This is a genomic window from Pseudomonas frederiksbergensis (assembly GCF_001874645.1).
GTDB lineage: Bacteria > Pseudomonadota > Gammaproteobacteria > Pseudomonadales > Pseudomonadaceae > Aquipseudomonas > Aquipseudomonas frederiksbergensis_B.
The window spans coordinates 1,047,481-1,066,357 of sequence record NZ_CP017886.1; the positions used below are offsets into that span (position 1 = coordinate 1,047,481).

At 58.2% G+C, this 18,877-nt stretch carries 22 protein-coding genes and 1 tRNA gene; 13 read left to right on the forward strand and 10 right to left on the reverse strand.

Annotated features, from left to right (window positions below):
- The first annotated feature begins 3 nt into the window (after positions 1-3).
- The 9 genes from BLL42_RS05225 (at position 4) to BLL42_RS05270 (ending at position 4,765) form a co-directional block, all read left to right on the forward strand.
- Positions 4-735, forward strand: coding sequence for an Nmad5 family putative nucleotide modification protein (locus tag BLL42_RS05225; RefSeq protein WP_071551089.1), 732 nt, complete (start codon positions 4-6; stop codon positions 733-735).
- A gap of 13 nt (positions 736-748) precedes the next feature.
- A complete protein-coding gene (locus BLL42_RS05230; RefSeq protein WP_071551090.1) occupies positions 749-955 on the forward strand; it encodes a hypothetical protein in 207 nt (68 codons plus the stop codon).
- Between the two features lie 57 nt (positions 956-1,012).
- Complete coding sequence (locus BLL42_RS05235) at positions 1,013-1,276, forward strand: hypothetical protein (RefSeq protein WP_071551091.1); 264 nt, start codon at positions 1,013-1,015, stop codon at positions 1,274-1,276.
- Between the two features lie 2 nt (positions 1,277-1,278).
- Positions 1,279-1,869 carry a Mu-Gp12 family protein gene (locus BLL42_RS05240; protein WP_071551092.1) on the forward strand — a complete coding sequence of 197 codons (591 nt, stop codon included), beginning with the start codon at positions 1,279-1,281 and terminating at the stop codon, positions 1,867-1,869.
- Positions 1,866-2,372, forward strand: coding sequence for a class I SAM-dependent methyltransferase (locus BLL42_RS05245; protein ID WP_071551093.1), 507 nt, complete (start codon positions 1,866-1,868; stop codon positions 2,370-2,372). Before BLL42_RS05240 ends, BLL42_RS05245 begins: the two co-directional genes overlap by 4 nt.
- Before the next feature lie 259 nt (positions 2,373-2,631).
- Positions 2,632-2,979 (forward strand): hypothetical protein, encoded by a 348-nt coding sequence (locus BLL42_RS05255; protein WP_071551095.1) that lies wholly within the window; start codon positions 2,632-2,634, stop codon positions 2,977-2,979.
- Complete coding sequence (locus BLL42_RS05260; protein ID WP_071551096.1) at positions 2,969-3,265, forward strand: hypothetical protein; 297 nt, start codon at positions 2,969-2,971, stop codon at positions 3,263-3,265. The genes BLL42_RS05255 and BLL42_RS05260 overlap by 11 nt, the downstream gene beginning before the upstream one ends.
- A 2-nt stretch (positions 3,266-3,267) precedes the next feature.
- Positions 3,268-3,477, forward strand: coding sequence for a hypothetical protein (locus BLL42_RS05265; RefSeq protein ID WP_071551097.1), 210 nt, complete (start codon positions 3,268-3,270; stop codon positions 3,475-3,477).
- Between the two features lie 94 nt (positions 3,478-3,571).
- Positions 3,572-4,765, forward strand: coding sequence for an Arm DNA-binding domain-containing protein (locus tag BLL42_RS05270; protein ID WP_071551098.1), 1,194 nt, complete (start codon positions 3,572-3,574; stop codon positions 4,763-4,765).
- Positions 4,766-4,898: 133 nt separating this feature from the next.
- Here BLL42_RS05270 and BLL42_RS05275 read toward each other — a convergent pair.
- Positions 4,899-4,988: transfer RNA gene (locus tag BLL42_RS05275), tRNA-Ser, on the reverse strand.
- 308 nt (positions 4,989-5,296) lie between these two features.
- Between BLL42_RS05275 and BLL42_RS05280 the strand changes: the two genes are divergently transcribed.
- The 3 genes from BLL42_RS05280 (at position 5,297) to BLL42_RS05290 (ending at position 8,034) form a co-directional block, all read left to right on the forward strand.
- Positions 5,297-5,986, forward strand: a complete 690-nt coding sequence (locus tag BLL42_RS05280; RefSeq protein WP_071551099.1) for a crotonase/enoyl-CoA hydratase family protein — start codon at positions 5,297-5,299, stop codon at positions 5,984-5,986.
- 214 nt (positions 5,987-6,200) lie between these two features.
- Complete coding sequence (locus BLL42_RS05285; protein WP_071551100.1) at positions 6,201-6,923, forward strand: 1-acylglycerol-3-phosphate O-acyltransferase; 723 nt, start codon at positions 6,201-6,203, stop codon at positions 6,921-6,923.
- A 139-nt stretch (positions 6,924-7,062) separates the two neighbouring features.
- A complete protein-coding gene (locus BLL42_RS05290; RefSeq protein WP_071551101.1) occupies positions 7,063-8,034 on the forward strand; it encodes a magnesium and cobalt transport protein CorA in 972 nt (323 codons plus the stop codon).
- 112 nt (positions 8,035-8,146) lie between these two features.
- On the opposite strand, the gene BLL42_RS05295 is transcribed toward BLL42_RS05290, so the two are convergent.
- The 3 genes from BLL42_RS05295 to BLL42_RS05305 all read right to left on the reverse strand — a co-directional run bounded on the left by BLL42_RS05295 (position 8,147) and on the right by BLL42_RS05305 (position 12,361).
- Positions 8,147-8,875, reverse strand: a complete 729-nt coding sequence (locus tag BLL42_RS05295) for an amidotransferase (RefSeq protein ID WP_071551102.1) — start codon at positions 8,873-8,875, stop codon at positions 8,147-8,149.
- A gap of 94 nt (positions 8,876-8,969) precedes the next feature.
- Positions 8,970-11,114: a 3-hydroxyacyl-CoA dehydrogenase NAD-binding domain-containing protein gene (locus tag BLL42_RS05300; protein WP_071551103.1), complete on the reverse strand. Its 2,145-nt coding sequence runs from the start codon at positions 11,112-11,114 to the stop codon at positions 8,970-8,972.
- A 41-nt stretch (positions 11,115-11,155) separates the two neighbouring features.
- The gene (locus BLL42_RS05305; RefSeq protein WP_071551104.1) at positions 11,156-12,361 is read right to left on the reverse strand and encodes an acetyl-CoA C-acetyltransferase; all 1,206 of its coding nucleotides are present in this window, start codon (positions 12,359-12,361) and stop codon (positions 11,156-11,158) included.
- 606 nt (positions 12,362-12,967) lie between these two features.
- Between BLL42_RS05305 and BLL42_RS05310 the strand changes: the two genes are divergently transcribed.
- Positions 12,968-13,774 (forward strand): c-type cytochrome, encoded by an 807-nt coding sequence (locus BLL42_RS05310; protein ID WP_236721969.1) that lies wholly within the window; start codon positions 12,968-12,970, stop codon positions 13,772-13,774.
- Positions 13,775-13,859: 85 nt separating this feature from the next.
- On the opposite strand, the gene BLL42_RS05315 is transcribed toward BLL42_RS05310, so the two are convergent.
- The 6 genes from BLL42_RS05315 to BLL42_RS05340 form a co-directional block, all read right to left on the reverse strand.
- Positions 13,860-14,663, reverse strand: coding sequence for a transglutaminase family protein (locus BLL42_RS05315; RefSeq protein ID WP_071551106.1), 804 nt, complete (start codon positions 14,661-14,663; stop codon positions 13,860-13,862).
- Positions 14,660-15,610 (reverse strand): alpha-E domain-containing protein, encoded by a 951-nt coding sequence (locus BLL42_RS05320; protein WP_071551107.1) that lies wholly within the window; start codon positions 15,608-15,610, stop codon positions 14,660-14,662. Before BLL42_RS05320 ends, BLL42_RS05315 begins: the two co-directional genes overlap by 4 nt.
- 12 nt (positions 15,611-15,622) lie before the next feature.
- Positions 15,623-17,032, reverse strand: coding sequence for a circularly permuted type 2 ATP-grasp protein (locus BLL42_RS05325; RefSeq protein ID WP_071551108.1), 1,410 nt, complete (start codon positions 17,030-17,032; stop codon positions 15,623-15,625).
- A 300-nt stretch (positions 17,033-17,332) separates the two neighbouring features.
- Positions 17,333-17,674: a ribonuclease E inhibitor RraB gene (locus BLL42_RS05330; RefSeq protein ID WP_019689386.1), complete on the reverse strand. Its 342-nt coding sequence runs from the start codon at positions 17,672-17,674 to the stop codon at positions 17,333-17,335.
- A 211-nt stretch (positions 17,675-17,885) separates the two neighbouring features.
- Positions 17,886-18,122, reverse strand: a complete 237-nt coding sequence (locus BLL42_RS05335) for a hypothetical protein (protein ID WP_071551109.1) — start codon at positions 18,120-18,122, stop codon at positions 17,886-17,888.
- Positions 18,123-18,260: 138 nt separating this feature from the next.
- On the reverse strand, positions 18,261-18,866 hold the full coding sequence (locus BLL42_RS05340; protein WP_071551110.1) for an START domain-containing protein: 606 nt from the start codon (positions 18,864-18,866) through the stop codon (positions 18,261-18,263).
- Between the last annotated feature and the right edge of the window lie 11 nt (positions 18,867-18,877).

Sequence of the window (18,877 nt, forward strand, 5' to 3'; positions counted from 1 at the left end):
AAAATGAGCAAGCCTTTCTCTATCACCAACGCCATGCGCAACACCATCGCCGATCAGCTCACAGTCCAGGCTGTCGCCCAGTCAGGTCCCGCGATATCTCAGAAGCTACAGGCTGCAAACAATATTTTCTGGAGCGAACACGCCAGCCGCGTGTCCGCGTTGCCAGGTCTAGACAGAGAGCATTGGGCAGAATTGATTCAAGTGGGTTCGGTCACGGCCGTCAGCACTTGCGTACCAACAACCCCGGTTCAAGAGGGTCAGAACTTCTACAGCCGTGAGTTCCTGAAATTCTACTTTTCAGACCGTGAGGCCCAGGCCAAGGCGCTTTTCGTGGCTGTTATGACATCCCCTGCTTTTGCCGGTGTCGCCGATCTCGTAAAACAATCCGAACGCTACAGCAACACCTTTTCTCTGCGCTTCAAGTCTTTAAGCGGATCAGTTCCTCGTACCCACAGCATGAGTGACATACCTGGGGAACACCCCATTGTCACCACCTGCCGGCAGATCCAAGTCGAGATGAATGAACTGCTTCAGGCAGCTGCAACCTTCAGGGGACAGGTGATTGATGTGTTGATCACCTGCCGAAGCTCCCGCCAGGTGGAAGAGCTATTCCCTGAAGCCGCTCAGCTACTGCCAAAACCCATAAAAAACGAACAGCAGCTCGCGCCTGTCGAGTTGATCGCATCCGTGCGCGCCACCCTCAGCAAGGGCGTTGCCGCATATGGGCAGAACTGATCAGGACGTGGGCATGAAATGGGCGCCGAAACGCAACAGAGAGGGCCAAGTCCAGCAGAACTGCTGGGTTACTGACAGCGGCTACACCGTCGCGCTGTGCCGGTTACCAGAGTCGCGCTACCCCATCACCCGCCCAGGGGGCGAACTGCCCTTCGCTTATGCGAAAGACCGGAACGAAGTCATAGCGATTATTGAGCAAGACCAGGCCAAAACGGCCTGAAAGATGGTGTCGAGGAGCGCCAACTCCCCGACACCTACCACCAAAAGGAGAAGCACCATGCAAGTGAATCAACCCCAAGGCAGCACCGTAGAGGCTATCACAACCCCACTCGCCGTCGGCGACAAGGTCAGCTACGTCGCAATCAGTGGAGGTGGCAGCAGCTATAGCTTCAGCGCTCGCCAAGCCGTGATCGAAGCAATCGACGGCGACACCGCTACATTGCGTAGCTCCAACGGCCGCACCACCACGCAACAACTGAGCAAATTGACGCCTGACGGCCAGCCCAACGAGCTGACACGCATGCTCATGGGAGGGCAGTGATCATGTCCGACTTTTTCTACAAATCAAGCGAGCCAGCGACCGTTGCCATTGTTCGCGAATTTTACTCAATGAAGAATGCTCTCAACGTTCAGTTGGCGGCACTGGGGGCTCACTTCGGCGGTAAGGTCGCGCCAATGCGTGATGTGGACTCTCACTTTGCCGGCGGCGTGAAACTCAGCGGGGGCGCCGAGCTAGATGTGCACTGGTGCCGTCCTGATGACCATGGCTACCGGACACTGCGCGCAGCCGCCAAGCCTGGGAAAGGCGTCCCGAAAGAGGATCGGGCAGCGATTCGAGCAGAGCACGAGCGCCTTATCGCTTTGTGGAAGGAGCATTGCCCAAAACGCTTGAGCAGTACCGACTACTGGGATCGACTTGGCGTTAACAGCGGCAACCTGTGGCTGTGCGGCGGGATCAAGTTTGAACTCGACGGCACCGCCTACTTTCACTTGGGCTTCCAAATCAATGAGGAAAAGCACCTGGCTAACGTAGCAGCTGGCGAGCCTACCAGCGGGTGGATCGACGGCGCGGTTGAAATTCTTGCCAGCGAATACCAGGCCGCTCGCGTGGCGAAGCTGGACCAGCAGTCATGACCAAGACAATTCTCGATCCGTGCTGTGGGAGCAGAATGTTTTGGTTCGATAAAAAACACCCTGCGGTCATTTTTGGCGATATCAGGACCGAGCAAAAATCCCTGTGCGATGGGAGAACGCTGACTGTTTGTCCTGACGTCACGCTTGATTTTCGTGACCTTCCCTATGCAGACGGCGCGTTCAAGTTGGTTTCCTTTGATCCACCTCACTTGGTGCGTGCAGGGGCTGAAAGCTGGATGAAGGCCAAGTACGGGGTCCTCAACCCGAACACATGGCAGGAAGACCTCCGACGGGGCTTTGCAGAGTGCTTTCGCGTGTTGGCCACCGACGGTGTACTGGTTTTCAAGTGGAACGAAACACAGATTCGCACCAGCCAGATTCTGTCGCTTACCGATCAGCAGCCACTGTTCGGGCATCCGAGCGGTAAGAAAGGCGGCACGCATTGGATTATTTTCATGAAGGCCGAGGCATCACAGCCTCCAACTGTTTCGGAGGCTGTATGACTGTTTTCCTACTGCTCTACCTGTGCGCGGATGCGACACGAACGGATTGCCAGGTGGTGAAGGCTGATAGCTGGAACGGGCCTCACGCCTACGAGCGATGCATTAACGTCGTGCCCGGCCTGACCGAGGCGCTGACTGCATCCAACCGGGAAAGGCATCGGTTCGTTTGCGAGGTCCGGAGTGATAGTGCGAGCCCCGCAGAACATAAGGCTCAGCCGGCGTTCATTCATCAATCGTTTCGGATGTAGAGGGAGGTTGTATGAGCGAAGTAATGCGATGGAAATTGAAGGGCTTCATTCCAAGCGTTGAAGGCGTTTCGAAAGCGCTATTCCAGCCCTGGGTTGTTACAGCTGAAGACTTCGACCGCCTCTCCGCCGAGCGTGACGCACTGCTACAGCGCCTGATCGCAGCCGAATCAACTCTTGAAAAGGCAGACGATGACTTTTCGCTGGTGAGCCTTGAAGCCGGGCAGCGTATGGATCTGCTGGAGGGGTTGTTGCGGCGCTGGAATAAGCATCTCGGTCATCTCGGCGGCATTGCCTCTGTCCTTCTGCATGAAACAGAGGCCGCACTCAAGCCAGCAGAGGTTGAAAGCGATGACGCATAAGTGCTACCGCCGCGATCCAGCCGTAAACGCCGTCACCGACCTTGTGACCGACGAACAGATGCTGGGGGCATTCCAGGGCACCAACTTCGGCCACGACGACTACCGTGGCCTGCTGGCTCAAGGCTGCATCAAGGCACTGGCTTGCTGGCACCAGGGGCACACGCTGACCACCATCCTGCAAGAGCTTCGCCTTATCAGCTGGAACAAGCCGACGGGCAAAATCAAGGTTACCGCCAAAGGTCGCCACTACATTTGGCTTGCCTTCAAAGGCCGTCCGGGGGTGTAACCATGAACAACGGTAAATCCTTCCCTTGGAACCTCGATCTGACCGGCGTCTGCGATCAGTGCGGTAGATCCCGTGCCCACGGCAACCACAAGAAGTGCAGCAAAGCGCGCCAGGCCCTCAACGCCAAGCGTCGGGCCGAGGAAGCCCAAGCCGGGGCCACACCGGCACCTAGAAAAAGTGCCGGTTTGTTCTGGTTACTTCGCCAGCAGTGATCGGCAACACTAAAACCGCAATACATGAGGCCCGGCAACGGGCCTTTTTTCTTCCAGCACGCTGGATCTTTCAATACATCGCGTGGGGACGCATATGGCAGATGGCGTAGAGGCCCGTGGCAATTCGGTACGGGTCTATTTTCGTTTCAATGGCGAGTTGTGCCGGGAGCTGGTTCCAGGTGGCAACACATCGGCCAATCGCGAGCATGCAAAGCGCCTGGTGACGGTGATCGAGTACGAGATACAGGCCGGCACCTTCGATTACCGCCGGCATTTTCCAGAGTCGACCAAGCTGGCCGAAAACAGCTTCGGGCATTACCTGGATCTATGGCTGACGATCAAAGGCAACAGCGTGGCCGCGACCTCATTCCGTGGGTACAAGAACAAGGCCGAGGTTCATGTGCGGCCACGCTGGGGTGACATTCAGATCGATCAGATTGACCACCTGGACCTGCAAGAGTGGATTCAGGGGCCGCTGTCGAAGCGCCTGAAGAACAAGACCATCCGGGACATCATCAGCAATGTGCGCCAGGTGTTCCGGCTCTACCGCACCCGGAAGAAGGTCGCACACGACCCAACCGAGGGGTTATTCGTGCGTCTGCCCGATCCAGAAGCGCCGGACCCGTTCACCCGAGCGGAAATCAAGCAGATCCTCGAAACACACACCAGCCGCACCCAGGAATTGCTGATGGTGCAGTTCATGATTTGGGCAGGCCCACGGGTATCGGAGACCATCGCGCTGGCCTGGGAGGACGTCGATCTGAAACAGGGGACGGTGACTTTCCGCCGGTCCAAGGTGCGCGGGGCCTATCGTGTGACCAAAACCCGGCGCTCGACGCGTAAGGTTCGCCTGCTGGAGCCCGCGTGGGATGCCCTGCGCAAGCTGGACGCGATCAACCAGCTCAAGACCGTGGATACGGTCGACGTCGTCGAGCGGGACAACAAGACCGTCCGAAAGCACAAGCTGCACTTCGTATTCCTCAACACGAAGAGCGGCCTGCCGCACGTCAGCGACTTTGTCGTGAGGGACAGGTTCTTCAAAGCGCACCTGAAAGCAGCCGGCGTTCGCTATCGCGGTCCTGGCCAGTGCCGACACACCTACGCCAGCCAGTTGCTCACCACCGGCGTGGCTTCGGTCGACTGGATCGCGGAGCAAATGGGCCACACCAGCGCGAACATGATCCGACAGCACTACGGCATGTGGATCAACGAGGACGGCCCGGACGTCATCGGCATGCTGCAGCACGCCCTGAGCATTCAGCCACCAGATGGTGACAAAGCCCCGTAAACCGGGGTTTGAACGCGGGCAATCCAGCAGTCCGTGTTCCCATGGATGTTCCCATATGGGCCTTTTTCGACCCCCTGAAAACACAAAACCCCTGAAAACTTTAACGTTTTCAGGGGTTTAGTCGTTTCAAATTTGGCGGTGAAGGAGAGATTCGAACTCTCGATACAATTTCTTGTATACACACTTTCCAGGCGTGCTCCTTAAGCCACTCGGACACTTCACCGTATCTCTTCAAACATGTTCTGTCTGTCGAGGCGCGCTAATGTAGTCGAAAGCTTTTCTGATGGCAAACATTTTTTTCAGAATTTTCATGCGGTTAAGACATTTGTACGTTCGGGCGGGTCTGGAGGCATGGCAAACCTGCCAATCTTCGGCTGGCTGAATGCTTCTATAGAGAGGGCAATGCGCGGTACGTATGGCCGGCTACGCTTGGCGGACGCGAATTGGCTGACTGGCCGGTCAGTCATGGCGCTTTACCTGGCCTACGGCGGTGGGTAACGTCTGCCCCACTTCAATACAAGGAATAGCGTCATGAGTGAGTTGATTTCCTACCATCTCGAAGACGGTATCGCGACCCTGACCTTGAGTAATGGCAAGGTCAATGCCATCTCGCCGGACGTGATTGCCGCGTTTAATGCTGCGCTGGATCGTGCGGTGACGGATCGTGCGGTGGTGATCATCACCGGTCAGCCGGGCATTTTGTCGGGCGGTTATGACTTGAAGGTGATGACGGCCGGCCCTAAAGAAGCAGTCAGCCTGGTGACTGCCGGTTCGACCCTCGCCCGTCGCCTGTTGTCGCACCCTTTCCCGGTGATCGTAGCGTGCCCTGGGCATGCGGTGGCCAAGGGCGCGTTCATTTTATTGTCGGCCGATTACCGGATTGGTGTCGATGGCCCGTTCAGCATTGGCCTGAACGAAGTGCAGATCGGCATGACCATGCACCACGCCGGCATCGAGTTGGCGCGTGATCGTCTGCGCAAGTCGGCGTTCCACCGTTCGGTGATCAATGCTGAGATGTTCGATCCGCAGAGCGCTGTGGATGCCGGTTTCCTCGACAAGGTCGTCTCTGCCGAAGAACTGCAAGGTGCAGCACTGGCTGTGGCGCGTCAGTTGAAGAAGATCAACATGACCGCGCACAAGAACACCAAGCTCAAAGTACGCAAGGCCCTGCTGGAGACGCTGGACAACGCAATCATCCAGGATCAGGAACACTTGGCTTAACCCCGAAAGCGCTGCAACGAAAAGCCCGACCGCCGAGTCGGGCTTTTTCTTGCCTGATCTGTTCACAGTCCTTCAGCCGCTCTACTCCGCATCTGACGCTATCAGTCTGAAACATGCGCTTAAACATCGCCTATCTCCTACTTCTATAGCGGCAATTGCCGAAAACAGTGCACATCCGTACACTGCGCCACCTTTTGTCCCGGTGGGCCTGTAGATGCTGTATCTGTTTCGCATGTTATTGATGGGCCTGCATTTTGTTGTAGCGGGTGTGCTCGGTGTATTACTGGGCCTGTGCCGGCCGTTCAACCCGGATAACAGCCGTTTGTGCGCGCGCCTTTATGCCTGGCCAGCGATGTGCATTTTGCGATTACGAGTGAAGGCCGATGTCGGCGGGTTAACGAACAAGACGCAAAGCTGCGTGGTGATCGCCAACCATCAATCCAACTATGATCTTTTTGTACTGGGTAATGTGGTACCGCACCGCACCGTGTGCATCGGCAAAAAGAGCCTGAAATGGGTGCCGTTGTTCGGGCAGCTGTTCTGGCTGGCCGGCAATGTGCTGATTGACCGTGGTAATGCGCACAAGGCTCGGCAGTCGATGCTCACCACGACCAACACCTTGCAGCACAAGGACACATCGATCTGGGTGTTCCCGGAAGGCACGCGCAACCTGGGTGAAGAGTTGCTGCCATTCAAGAAAGGCGCGTTCCAGATGGCAATCGCTGCCGGGGTGCCGATCGTGCCGGTGTGCGTCAGCAGCTACATCAACCATATGCGCCTGAACCGCTGGCGCAGTGGCAAGATCCTGATCCGCTCGCTGCCGGCGATTCCTACCGCCGGCTTGAGCCTGGACGACATGCCGATGCTGATCGCCCAATGCCGCGAACAGATGCGCGAGTGCATCGAGTCAATGGACCGACAGCTACAAGCTGCCTGAATGAAGCCCGCCCCGTGCGGGCTTCTTTTTGCCGGCGAACTTCGCCGACTTTGCTGACTCTCAAGCCTCAGAGCAGGATAAGCTGAACGCTGCCTGTCACTGCCATTTACCATTTGCCAAGAAGAAGTGAATCAGAATTATGGGTAGAGTCGTTGCGGCTGCGGTCTACAGTGCCGGTAAGAAAGTCACCAATATCACTCTCGACGAGGGCGCCGCCTGGGCTGCAAAACAAGGCCACTTTGTATGGATCGGTCTAGAAGAGCCGAACGCTCAGGAGCTGGCCAATCTGCAACGCCAGTTCGGCCTGCACGAACTGGCGATTGAAGACGCCCTGGATAAACACAGCCGACCGAAGCTGGAAACCTTTGGCGATGCGCTGTTTATCGTCACGTACTCGCCGGTGCGCCATGAAGGCAAACTGGAGTTCATCGAAACCCACATCTTTGCCGGCAAGGGTTACATCATCACCTGCCGCAACGGTCACTCGGCGTCCTACGCCCATGTGCGTCAACGCTGCGAGGCACGTCCGCTGCTGCTTGAGCACGGCGAAGATTTCGTCCTGTACGCCCTGCTCGATTTCGTCATCGAAAACTATCAGCCAGTGGGCGAAGCGATCCATAACGAGATCGATGAGCTGGAGCGCAACGTGCTGTGTAGCACACTCAACGAAAAGGACATTCAGAACCTGCACGGCTTGCGTCGCGACGTTCTGCGTCTACGTCGTTATGCAGCGCCGATGGTGGAAATCAGCGAAGAGCTGCAGAAGCTGAGCTTCCCGTTTATCGACAAGAACATGCGCCCGTACTTTCGTGATGTGCAGATTCATGTCACGCGGCAGATGGAGGACCTTACGACGTTACGCGACATCGCCAGCCAGACCATCGAGATCGGCGTGTTGCTGGAAGCGGCCCGACAAAGCGTGGTGCAACGCAAGTTTGCGGCCTGGGCGGCAATTCTGGCGTTCCCGACGGCAGTGGCCGGGATCTACGGGATGAACTTCCAGAACATGCCGGAGCTAAGCTGGCACTACGGCTATTTTTCGGTGCTGGGGTTTATTACCGTGGGATGTTTCGGGTTGTGGGCGAGCTTCAAGCGGTCGGGGTGGCTATAGAGCCTTACCCCGTAGGAGCTGGCGAAGCCTGCGATCTTTTGATCGTTTCACACGTCGACGACGCACAGTTTCCGCTGAAAAGATCGCAGGCTTCGCCAGCTCCTACGGGCATCTATACAGATTTCGCCTTTGGCTTATGAGCCACAAACCGCATCATCCATTCCGCGACAGTGGCGCCGTGGTGCTCATGCGCCAGGCTGGCCACGCCTTTCTGGTAAACCTGCTCGCCAAGGTGCTGCTGGCGAATTTCCAGCAACGCCCGCGAGTAATCGTGAATGAACTCCGGGTGCCCCTGGAAGCACAGCACCTGGTCATTGATGTGGTACGCGGCGTAGGGGCAGAAATCGCTGGATGCGATCACCGTGGCGTTTTCCGGTAGCGCAGTGACCTGATCCTGGTGACTGATCAACAAGGTCAGCTCTTCCCTCACCGGGCTCATCCACGGCGCTTTGGCGGCAAGTTTGTAGTTGTGGGTGCCGACACCCCAGCCCTGGGTCGCGCGCTCGCTTTTACCGCCCAGCAGCAGCGCCAGCAATTGATGGCCAAAGCACACGCCCAGCAGCTTGTCGCCGCGCTCATAGCGCGACAACAGGTAAGTCTTGAGGGTTTGAATCCACGGGTCGGTGCCGAACGAGTCAGCCTTGCTGCCGGTCACCAGATAGGCATCGAAGCTCAGCTCATCGCTTGGATATTCGCCCTGCATGACGTTGTAGACGGTGAATTCGGCAGCGATGGGTTGCTGCGAAAACAGACGCTGGAACATCTGCCCGTAACCCTGATATTGATCGACCAGTTCTGGGCGCAGGATGTCGGTTTCCAGAATGCAGATGCGTAACGACATAAAAAGTACCTGACACGATAGAGGCGATAGTGCACACCCAGAGCCTGCCTTGAAACGCGGGGTCAAGGCAAGCCCGGTGCGCGCCGCCAGTCCGTCAGAACAACGCGCCCTTCGCGGCTTTTTCCAGCAACAGAGCCGGCGGTGTGAAGCGCTCACCGTACTGCTCGGCCAGGTATTGGGCACGGGCGACAAAATCCTTCACGCCGTATTGGTTGATGAACTGCAACGCACCGCCCGTCCAGGCGGCGAAGCCAATGCCGAAGATCGAACCGATGTTGGCATCGGCCGTCGACTGCAGCACGCCCTCCTCCACGCAGCGCACGGTTTCGATGGCCTGCACGAATAGCAGACGATCGCGTACGTCCTGTGGCGATATCTGCCCGTCAGCCTTCTCGAAACGCGCTTTGAGCCCCGGCCACAACTGTTTCTGCCCACCGGCCGGGTATTCGTAGAAACCACCGCCAGCGGCCTTGCCAGGACGCTTGTATTCATTGAGCAGCAGATCGATCACAGCAAACGCCGGATGCACTGTCAGCGGTTTGCCTTCGGCTTGCAGGTCCTTGGCAGTTTGCTGTCGGATATGGCTCATCAGACTCAGGGAAACTTCGTCGGAAATCGCCAGCGGACCTATTGGCATCCCGGCCTTGCGCGCCTCGGTTTCGATCATCGACGCCGTGATGCCCTCGCCGAGCATCGCAATACCTTCATTGGTAAAAGTGCCGAAGACTCGCGAGGTGAAGAAGCCACGGCTGTCGTTGACCACAATCGGGGTTTTCCTGATTTGCAGGACGAAATCGAAACCTCGGGCCAGGGTTTCATCGCTGGTGTTGGCGCCTTTGATGATTTCTACCAGCGGCATTTTGTCGACCGGGCTGAAGAAGTGCAGGCCGATGAATTTCGACTGATCCGGCACCGCCGTCGCCAGACCACTGATTGGCAAGGTCGAGGTATTGGAAGCGATGACCGCGTCGGCACCGACGACTTTTTGTGCGGCCGAGGAGACCTTGGCTTTCAGCTCGCGGTCTTCGAACACGGCTTCGATGATCAGGTCACAGCCCGCCAGGTCGGCATCCTGCTCACTGGTTTTGATCCGCGCCAGTGTGGCGTCACGCTGCTCTGCGCTTAACTGGCCACGGGCGACTTTCTTGTCCAGCAACACGGCCGAATGGGCCTTGCCCTTCTCGGCTGCCGCCAGAGTGATGTCCTTGAGCACGACGTCGATGCCCGCCACGGCGCTGACGTAGGCAATCCCGGCGCCCATCATGCCCGCGCCGAGCACTCCGACTTTTTTCGTCACGTAAGGCGCAAAATCCGCAGGTCGCGAACCACCGGCATTGATTTCGTTGAGCTGGAACCAGAAGGTGCCGATCATGTTTTTCGCCACCTGGCCGGTGGTCAGCTCGGTGAAATAACGGGTTTCGATCAGCTGCGCCGTGTCGAAATCAACCTGGGCGCCCTCAACCGCGGCGCAGAGAATTTTCTCCGGTGCCGGCATGCAACCCTGGGTTTTGCTGCGCAGGATCGACGGTGTGATGGCCAGCATCTGCGCGACTTTCGGGTGCGACGGTGTACCACCGGGAATCTGATAACCGCTCACATCCCAAGGCTGTTTGACCGTCGGGTTGGCGACAATCCACGCGCGCGCCTTCGCCAGCAGCTCATCACGATCCACCGCCAGCTCATCGACCAAACCGGCTTGCAGGGCTTGTTGCGGCCGGACCTTCTTGCCTTCGAGCAGGTACGGCAGCGCCTTCTCAAGCCCCAGCATGCGCACCATGCGCACCACACCACCACCGCCCGGCAGCAGGCCCAGCGTGACTTCCGGCAAACCGATCTGCACCGACGAATTGTCCAGCGCAACGCGGTGATGGCAGGCCAGACAGATTTCCCAACCACCGCCCAGCGCCGCACCATTGATCGCCGCGACCACCGGTTTGCCGAGCGTTTCCAGCGTCCGAAGTTGGCCTTTGAGTATCAGCACCATCTCGTAGAAGGTTTTGGCCTGGGGCTTGCCGACGGTGATCAGCTCATTGAGATCGCCGCCGGCAAAGAAGGTTTTTTTCGCCGAGGTGATGATCACCCCGGCAATCGAATCCTTGTCGGCCACCAGCCGTGCAACGCAGTCAGCCATGGCCTCGCGGTACACCGCGTTCATGGTGTTGGCACTTTGGTCCGGCATGTCGATAGTCAGGACGACGATCTGGTCCTGACCTTTTTCGTAACGAATGGCATCGGTCATGGCAATTTTCCTTGAAGTCGGGATTCCCTGAAGTCGGGGGCTCAGAGGCGTTCGATGAGGGTGGCGATGCCCATGCCGCCGCCGACACAGAGGGTCGCCAGGCCGTAGCGCAGTTGCCGCACTTCCAGTTCATCGAGCAAGGTGCCGAGAATCGCGCAACCGGTCGCGCCCAGCGGATGGCCCATGGCGATAGAGCCGCCGTTGACGTTGACCTTGGCCGGATCGATGGCCATGTCCTTGATGAACTTGAGCACCACCGAGGCGAACGCTTCGTTGACCTCGAACAGATCGATGTCCTCGACCCGCAGCCCGGCCTTGGCCAAGGCCTTGCGAGTGGCCGGCGCCGGGCCGGTGAGCATGATGGTCGGATCGGTGCTGGTAACCGCCGTGGCGACGATCCGCGCCCGAGGCTGCAAGCCCAGCGCCCGGCCACAGGCTTCGGATCCGATCAGCATCAGCGCCGCGCCGTCGACGATCCCCGAACTGTTGCCTGGCGTGTGAACGTGGTTGATTCGCTCCACGTGGCTGTAGACCCGCAACGCGGTGGCGTCGAAGCCCATTTGCCCGATCATCTCGAAGCTCGGCTTGAGCGTGCCCAGACCTTCCAGCGTCGATTCGGCGCGAATGAACTCGTCATGATCCAACAGGACTATGCCGTTCTGATCCTGCACCGGCACCAGGGATTTCTTGAATGAGCCGTCTGCCCGCGCCCGCGCAGCCTTCTGCTGAGAGTGCAGCGCATACGCATCGACGTCCTGACGGCTGAAGCCCTCGATCGTGGCGATCAGGTCGGCACCCACGCCTTGCGGGGTGAAATGGCTGTGCAGGTTGGTCTGCGGATCCAGCGCCCAGGCGCCACCGTCGCTGCCCATCGGCACCCGCGACATGGACTCGACGCCGCCGACCACTACCAGGTCCTCGAAACCGGAACGTACCTTCATCGCACCGAGGTTGACCGCCTCCAGCCCGGACGCGCAGAACCGGTTGATTTGTACGCCCGCGACGCTAACGTCCCAGTCGGCCACCAACGCTGCGGTTTTGGCGATATCGGCGCCCTGATCGCCTATCGGCGTGACGCAGCCGATCACGATGTCATCGACCTGACTGGTGTCGAGTTGCGTACGCTGTTGCAGAGCGCCAAGCAAGCCTGCCAGCAGGTTCACCGGTTTGACGCTGTGCAAGGCGCCGTCAGCCTTGCCACGGCCACGGGGCGTGCGTAACGCATCGAAAATCAAAGCTTGGGTCATGACGTCCTCGTACCGCTGGGCAGGTGAATAGTTAGCGAGTTCTCACCTTAGGCTCAGCAGCGATGGATTCAATGACCGAAGCGCTCAACGGCCTTGACGGTCACGCTCAGACGAACGGTAGTGAGCTATCGGATTAACCGATTCAGGTCACCGAACTGTCTAGCAAAAGGCCGGCAAAGCAGCTGGCAGTATGCCTCATGCCTTTTTAGTAACCTTTTGCGCTTATTTGATACGAAATAGATCTAAACCACAGTCTGCGGGGCCCCTAAGGTAAACCGTACGAGGTTGTCGTCGGGTTTTGCCGAGGCACCTGTGAGAAAGGAACTACAGCGCTTTGCCGTCATGGAGAAATGCAGGCAAGCATTCGACGCTCAGGAAATAACAAAAAAAGGCAGACAGCCATGTTCAAACATTCGAAAGTGCGTCAAGCCGGACTCATTTTATTCGCCACTACGCTATTACTGATTTTGCCGAACCTTACCAAAGTGATCGGATAATCAAGCGTGGTTGTTTACGACGCCTCACTCAAAAATTGACTCGCTCGCTATCCGGGTCTGCGAGCGTGTGCCAACCTTCACGGCATACCCTCGACAGGATGGCGATCACTTGAAAGCTCTACTTTTACTTGGGGCCTTGCTGCTCAGCACGCCCTCGTATGCCGCGCAGTTGGTGCTCGACCTGGGCACCGGCAGCCGAATCTGGAAGACCGAGGAGTTGCTCAAGCATCCTCAGGTTCAGACTATTCAGATCACCGACGATGTGTCCTATAAACGGGACATGAGTTATCGCGCTGTGCCGCTGGCGGCGTTGTTGACCGGCATAAAAGCTGACGACCACTTGCAAGCCGTGGCCCTGGACGGTTTCGCCGCCGAGTTGGCTGCCGCGCCGTTGCTCGACACGGTGGGTGCACAGGCGTGGCTGGCCATTGAAGACCCGGCCAACCCTTGGCCAGCGCTGGCGGAAGGTAAACCCGGCGCCGGACCGTTTTATCTGGTGTGGACCCACCCCCAGGCCGGTCATATCAGTCCTGAACAATGGCCTTTCCAAGTTGCCAGTATCAAACGCCTGGCAGCGGTCGGCGTACGCTTCCCTGCCCTGCTTCCAGACCCGGCGCTCGCAGCCAATGACCCGGTGAATCTGGGCTATGCACTGTTCCAGAAAAACTGCCTGGCGTGCCACCGTCTGAACGGCGCGGGCGATGCGCAGTTTGGTCCGGACTTGAACATTCCCTTCAACCCTACCGAGTACTTTGGCGCCGAATTCCTCAAGCGCTATATCCGCGACCCGCAAAGCTTGCGCCAATGGCCACAGGCAAAAATGCCGGGGTTCTCGACGGCGGTATTGTCGGATGAGGAGCTGACGTTGCTGGTGGGGTATTTGAAGCATATGGCGGGCCGAAAGCAGACTCCATGAACCTTGCAAGATCGCAGCCTGCGGCAGCTCCTACACCGACCCCGTAGGAGCTGCCGCAGGCTGCGATCTTTTCAACGTCCGCCACTTACTGCTGTTGCACTGAAATCACCGGCGTTGGTGAGACAAACACTTTGGCGTGCATCTGCTCACTCCCACCGCCACGACGCATGCCGCGTACCGGGCAGGCATCGAGATAGTCGAGGCCCACCGCCAGTTTCAGATGACGCTCGGGCCTGGCCAGTTCATTGGTGACATCGAAGCTGTACCACGCGTCGTCGAGCCAGGCTTCAGCCCAGGCGTGACTGGCCAGGTGTTCGCTGTTTCCGCTGTACAGATAACCCGACACATACCGCGCTGGAATCCCCAGGCTGCGCGTGCAGGCGAGAAACGCGTGGGCGTGATCCTGACAGACCCCGGCACGTCCGGCGAACGCTTGAGCGGCGCTGGTTTCGACTTCGGTGGAACCCGGCGTGTAGGTCATGTGCTGGTTGAGGCCATGCATCAAGTCGATCAACGCTGTGCGATCACGGCGTTGGCGACATGCCTTCTCGGCGAATGCACGTAGCGCTTCATCCGCCTCGGTCAGTCGAGTGAAACGCAAGAACGGCAGCGCCGACTGGCTCTCATGCTCAGCCTCACGCAACTCATCGATGTCCACCTGGCCCCTGGCGCCGATGATGATCGCCTCATGGGGCTCGTCCATCGTCAGCACATGCAGGATGTTGCCAAACGGATCAAGTTGCGCACGCACTGGCCGTGGCAGATCCAGCTGCCAGCTCAGCACATGCTGACGCTCGCTGTCGTGAGGCGTCAGTCGCAAATACTGGATGCTCGCCCGCACCTGATCTTCGTAGTGATAGGTGGTCTCGTGGCTAATGGAAAGTCTCATGCAGCCTCCAGGTAGGAACTGTGTATGGCATTGCCCAACTGGCGCACCAGCGGGATGAACTCGGTCAGCCAGGCGTGCAGGCCTTCCTTGAGGATTTCATTGATGCCGGTGTAACGCAGCCGCGCGTCCATTTCCGCCGCCAGGCGTTGCGCAGGACGGCCGTTGGCCCCCGGCAGGCTGGCGAGTATCTGGTCGATTTCTTCAGTGCAGGCACGCAGCGAACGCGGTACGTCAGCACGCAGTAGCAACAGCTCGGCGACGTGCCTCGCGCCGGGCGCGTCGCGGTAGATCTCGGTGTACGCCTCGAAGGACGACAAGGCCCGTAGCAACGCACTCCACTGGTAATACGCATGAGCCGTACCGTCGCTGACCGCCTCAGCCTGATCGCCGGCCATTTCGTAGCGCGCATCGAGCAAGCGCAGCGTGTTGTCGGCCCTTTCGATGAAGGTCCCCAGGCGAATGAAGCGGAAGGCATCGTTGCGCATGATGGTGCCGTAGGACGCGCCCCGGAACAGGTGGGAACGCTCTTTGATCCACTCGCAGAAACGGCTCATGCCATAACGACTGAGGCCCTGTTCGGCGATACCGCGAATCTCCAGCCAGGTCGCGTTGATGTTTTCCCACATGTCGGCGGTGATTCGCCCACGTACTGCGTGAGCACTGGCCCGCGCGGCGCCGAGACAACTGTAGATACTGGCCGGGTTGGCCGCATCCAGAGCGAAAAAGTGTAGCAAACGCTCGGCGTGTAACTCGCCGTGGCGCTCCAGGTAATCGTCCAGCGTGCCGGTGATCAGCAAGGGCATCGCCAATTCGTGCAGACCATCACCGCGGCCATCCTGTGGCATCAATGACAGCGAATAACTGATATCGAGCATCCGCGCGAGGTTTTCCGCCCGCTCCAGGTAACGCGACATCCAATACAAATCCGAGGCAGTTCTACTTAACATGGCAGGCTTCCTTCAATCCTCGACCACCCAGGTGTCCTTGGTTCCACCACCCTGAGACGAATTGACCACCAGGGATCCTTCGCGCAGGGCGACACGGGTAAGGCCACCGGGGACGACCCGGGTTTCGCGGCCAGACAGGACAAACGGGCGCAAGTCGATGTGCCGCGGGGCAATGCCGTTTTCGACAAACGTCGGGCAGGTCGACAGGGACAACGTCGGTTGGGCGATATACGCGTGTGGCTTGGCCTTGATGCGTGCGCGAAACGACTCGATCTCGGCGGCGGTGGCGGCGGGCCCGACCAGCATTCCGTAACCACCGGAACCTTGGGTTTCCTTGACCACCAGCTCAGGCAGGTTCGCCAGCACGTGAGAAAGCTCTGACGGATTGCGACACTGCCAGGTCGGCACGTTTTTCAGGATCGGCTCTTCGTCCAGGTAGAAACGAATCATGTCGGTCACGAACGGATAAACCGACTTGTCATCCGCGACACCGGTGCCGATGGCATTCGCCAGCACCACATTGCCGGAGCGATAGGACGACAGCAGTCCTGGAACGCCGAGCATCGAATCCGGGTTGAACGCCAACGGATCGAGGAAGGCATCGTCGAGGCGACGGTAGATCACGTCGACAGCTTTCGGCCCGTCGGTGGTGCGCATGAACACCTTGTCATCACGTACGAACAGGTCCGCGCCTTCCACCAACTCCACGCCCATCTCCCGCGCCAGAAACGCGTGCTCGAAGAACGCACTGTTGAAGCGCCCAGGGGTCAGTACCACGACACTCGGGTTGTCCAGCGCACTGGAGCTTTTCAAGGTATCAAGCAACAGGTTCGGGTAATGATCGATGGGCGCGATGCGCTGGGCAGCGAACAACTCGGGGAAGAGCCGCATCATCATCTTGCGGTCTTCGAGCATATAACTGACGCCACTGGGCGTGCGCAAATTGTCTTCGAGCACGTAGTACGTGCCGTCGCCATCGCGCACCAGATCGACGCCTGAGATGTGCGAATAGATATCGCGATGCAGATCCAACCCTTGCATGGCCAACTGGTATTGCTCGTTGGCCAGCACTTGTTCGGGCGGGATGATGCCGGCCTTGATAATGCGCTGCTCGTGATACAGGTCGGCGAGAAACATGTTCAATGCCTTGACCCGCTGAATACAGCCGCGCTCGACGATCCGCCATTCGCTGGCGGGGATGCTGCGGGGAATGGTGTCGAAGGGAATCAGACGCTCTGTCCCCTGCTCATCACCGTAGAGCGTGAAGGTTATCCCGGCACGATGAAACAACAGATCGGCCTCGCGTCGCCGTTGTGCCAAAAGCTCGTCAGGCGTTTCAGCTAACCAACGGGCAAACTCCCGATAGTGCGGGCGGACCAGGCCGCCGGCGTCATACATCTCATCAAAATAGGTGCGGATCATGCCGTACTCCTTGTCACCCGGACACCTAGGCTTCGCAAGGCCCGTGCCAGCGGCATAAACGCTTTATTATCAATAGGTTGGATAATCGCCCAAAGCGCGCTGCACCAATCCCGTGCGGCAAATACCCCAACCTGATTGCCCCCGCTTCATTGCGAAGCAATGCTCATGGCTATAACCAGCATAGCCAGAGTTGATTCCACTGCCCGCGTGCGACTGCAGTCTTTTGATTTTTAATCACCACAAACGAAAACGGCCAACCCTGAGGTCAGCCGTTGCTGAGTGTTGTCGCTGTTCATAGTGTTATGCGAGTAGCCCTCGTACCTCCTGCTTGACGCCCCATCCTTCGATAATCCCACCCAAAGGCTCGACCACCGCCTCAAAGTCCTGTTCGAAGTCGCCGATGCCGCCGTAAGTGGCGTACATCACCTTGCTCAACTCCAAATGCCAGGCACCGTCATCACGCACGCTGACCTGCGCATTCAAGGATTCACCGCGAAAATGCCCTGCCGCCCTCCGTGCCCGCTCCTCATCCGGGAAAATGGCGTAGAACTCGATGGGATGAAACCGTGAAAAGTCAAAACCGCCCTCTTTCATGCGGCGCAGCACGCTGCTGCTGATGTCTTCTTGATAGGCTGTGCTCATGAAACGTCCTCCTCAAACTGATGGATAGACTTTCCGTACTCCCTGCGCCCGCAACCGAATGGTGAGGGCGATACGGCAATACAATTGCCGCCGGGAAACAAGCATGTAGCTGACAAGACCAGACCTTAGCGATCCATTCGCTGATCTCGATTGCAGAGTAGCCTCAAGTCAGAGCTGCTGCCAAGGCCTGCTTGCGAGTCGCATCAAGAGGTTATGCAATTAGCGTGATACTGAGGATTTCAATGCTGTTCTGATCTTTCAGACTTTTGACTGTCGGATCGTCGGTCCGGCCCTCCAGATCATTGAGATCGAGCTCGGCCGGGACAGGCAGGAGTTTTGAGCGAATCAATTGCGCGGCCCGCTCCATCGTGGGTTCTTGTTCGCAATCGAATTGCTCCACGGTCGGCACACCGTGATCATCAACGAAGGTGACTTCCCACTTTTGCATCGGTGCCTCCTTGATAAAACCCACAGATGGGCTTACACACATCTCGACCCCGAATACCGGATAATCGTTCCCGCTGAACCCGATGGTTAGAGATGAAAAAGGCCGCCTGTTGGCAGCCTCTATGCCAAGAGCGCGGAATTACTTCTCGGCGCGCTCTTTCAGTGCTTTCAAGGTATTGAAGGGCGCGTCGACCACAAACTTGTTGGCCAGCCAGGAAGGTACGCTGCCACCTGGATCGGTGTGAACCTGATAGGTCACTTCGACCTGGTCCGCGCCTTTTGGAACAAACTTCCAGAAGCCTTGAACCTGAGCGACACGAACAAAGCCTTTTTCTTCTGGAATGTAGGTCGGCACACCTTCAAGCTTACGGGTCAGGCTGCCATCGGTACCTTCGACGGTGGTCACGTGCAATACCGAATCACGCGCGGTCACCGGCCATGGGGTGCTGAACTGAGTGTAGGTCCAGCTTTGATCGCCTTCGTGCTTGATCAGCTTCTGCAACTTGCACTCATGAATCCAGGCACACGCGCCGGCCACATCTTCCTGAAGAGCGCGCAACTTGGCCACGGAGGTCTTCATTACGGTCACACCGCGGTAGGCCTTGTACTGAGAACCGGCGACTTCACTCAAGGAAACCTTGATACCCCCTTCGTCCTTGGCAGTTACCCAGTCTTCAGCCTGGGCCGTTGTGGCCAACAGAACCGTCAAACCACACAACACAGCGATACGATGCAGCGAACCCATGGTCTTATTCC

Bases quoted from the DNA above. Each gene is read 5' to 3' on its own strand.
- BLL42_RS05280 (WP_071551099.1), top strand. From the start codon at position 5,297: ATGAGTGAGTTGATTTCCTACCATCTCGAAGACGGTATCGCGACCCTG.
- BLL42_RS05260 (WP_071551096.1), top strand. From the start codon at position 2,969: ATGACGCATAAGTGCTACCGCCGCGATCCAGCCGTAAACGCCGTCACC.
- BLL42_RS05305 (WP_071551104.1), bottom strand. From the start codon at position 12,361: ATGACCCAAGCTTTGATTTTCGATGCGTTACGCACGCCCCGTGGCCGT.
- BLL42_RS05320 (WP_071551107.1), bottom strand. From the start codon at position 15,610: ATGTTAAGTAGAACTGCCTCGGATTTGTATTGGATGTCGCGTTACCTG.
- BLL42_RS05245 (WP_071551093.1), top strand. From the start codon at position 1,866: ATGACCAAGACAATTCTCGATCCGTGCTGTGGGAGCAGAATGTTTTGG.
- BLL42_RS05325 (WP_071551108.1), bottom strand. From the start codon at position 17,032: ATGATCCGCACCTATTTTGATGAGATGTATGACGCCGGCGGCCTGGTC.
- BLL42_RS05330 (WP_019689386.1), bottom strand. From the start codon at position 17,674: ATGAGCACAGCCTATCAAGAAGACATCAGCAGCAGCGTGCTGCGCCGC.
- BLL42_RS05285 (WP_071551100.1), top strand. From the start codon at position 6,201: ATGCTGTATCTGTTTCGCATGTTATTGATGGGCCTGCATTTTGTTGTA.
- BLL42_RS05340 (WP_071551110.1), bottom strand. From the start codon at position 18,866: ATGGGTTCGCTGCATCGTATCGCTGTGTTGTGTGGTTTGACGGTTCTG.
- BLL42_RS05315 (WP_071551106.1), bottom strand. From the start codon at position 14,663: ATGAGACTTTCCATTAGCCACGAGACCACCTATCACTACGAAGATCAG.
- BLL42_RS05230 (WP_071551090.1), top strand. From the start codon at position 749: ATGAAATGGGCGCCGAAACGCAACAGAGAGGGCCAAGTCCAGCAGAAC.
- BLL42_RS05240 (WP_071551092.1), top strand. From the start codon at position 1,279: ATGTCCGACTTTTTCTACAAATCAAGCGAGCCAGCGACCGTTGCCATT.
- BLL42_RS05335 (WP_071551109.1), bottom strand. From the start codon at position 18,122: ATGCAAAAGTGGGAAGTCACCTTCGTTGATGATCACGGTGTGCCGACC.
- BLL42_RS05225 (WP_071551089.1), top strand. From the start codon at position 4: ATGAGCAAGCCTTTCTCTATCACCAACGCCATGCGCAACACCATCGCC.
- BLL42_RS05300 (WP_071551103.1), bottom strand. From the start codon at position 11,114: ATGACCGATGCCATTCGTTACGAAAAAGGTCAGGACCAGATCGTCGTC.
- BLL42_RS05270 (WP_071551098.1), top strand. From the start codon at position 3,572: ATGGCAGATGGCGTAGAGGCCCGTGGCAATTCGGTACGGGTCTATTTT.
- BLL42_RS05295 (WP_071551102.1), bottom strand. From the start codon at position 8,875: ATGTCGTTACGCATCTGCATTCTGGAAACCGACATCCTGCGCCCAGAA.
- BLL42_RS05235 (WP_071551091.1), top strand. From the start codon at position 1,013: ATGCAAGTGAATCAACCCCAAGGCAGCACCGTAGAGGCTATCACAACC.
- BLL42_RS05265 (WP_071551097.1), top strand. From the start codon at position 3,268: ATGAACAACGGTAAATCCTTCCCTTGGAACCTCGATCTGACCGGCGTC.
- BLL42_RS05255 (WP_071551095.1), top strand. From the start codon at position 2,632: ATGAGCGAAGTAATGCGATGGAAATTGAAGGGCTTCATTCCAAGCGTT.
- BLL42_RS05290 (WP_071551101.1), top strand. From the start codon at position 7,063: ATGGGTAGAGTCGTTGCGGCTGCGGTCTACAGTGCCGGTAAGAAAGTC.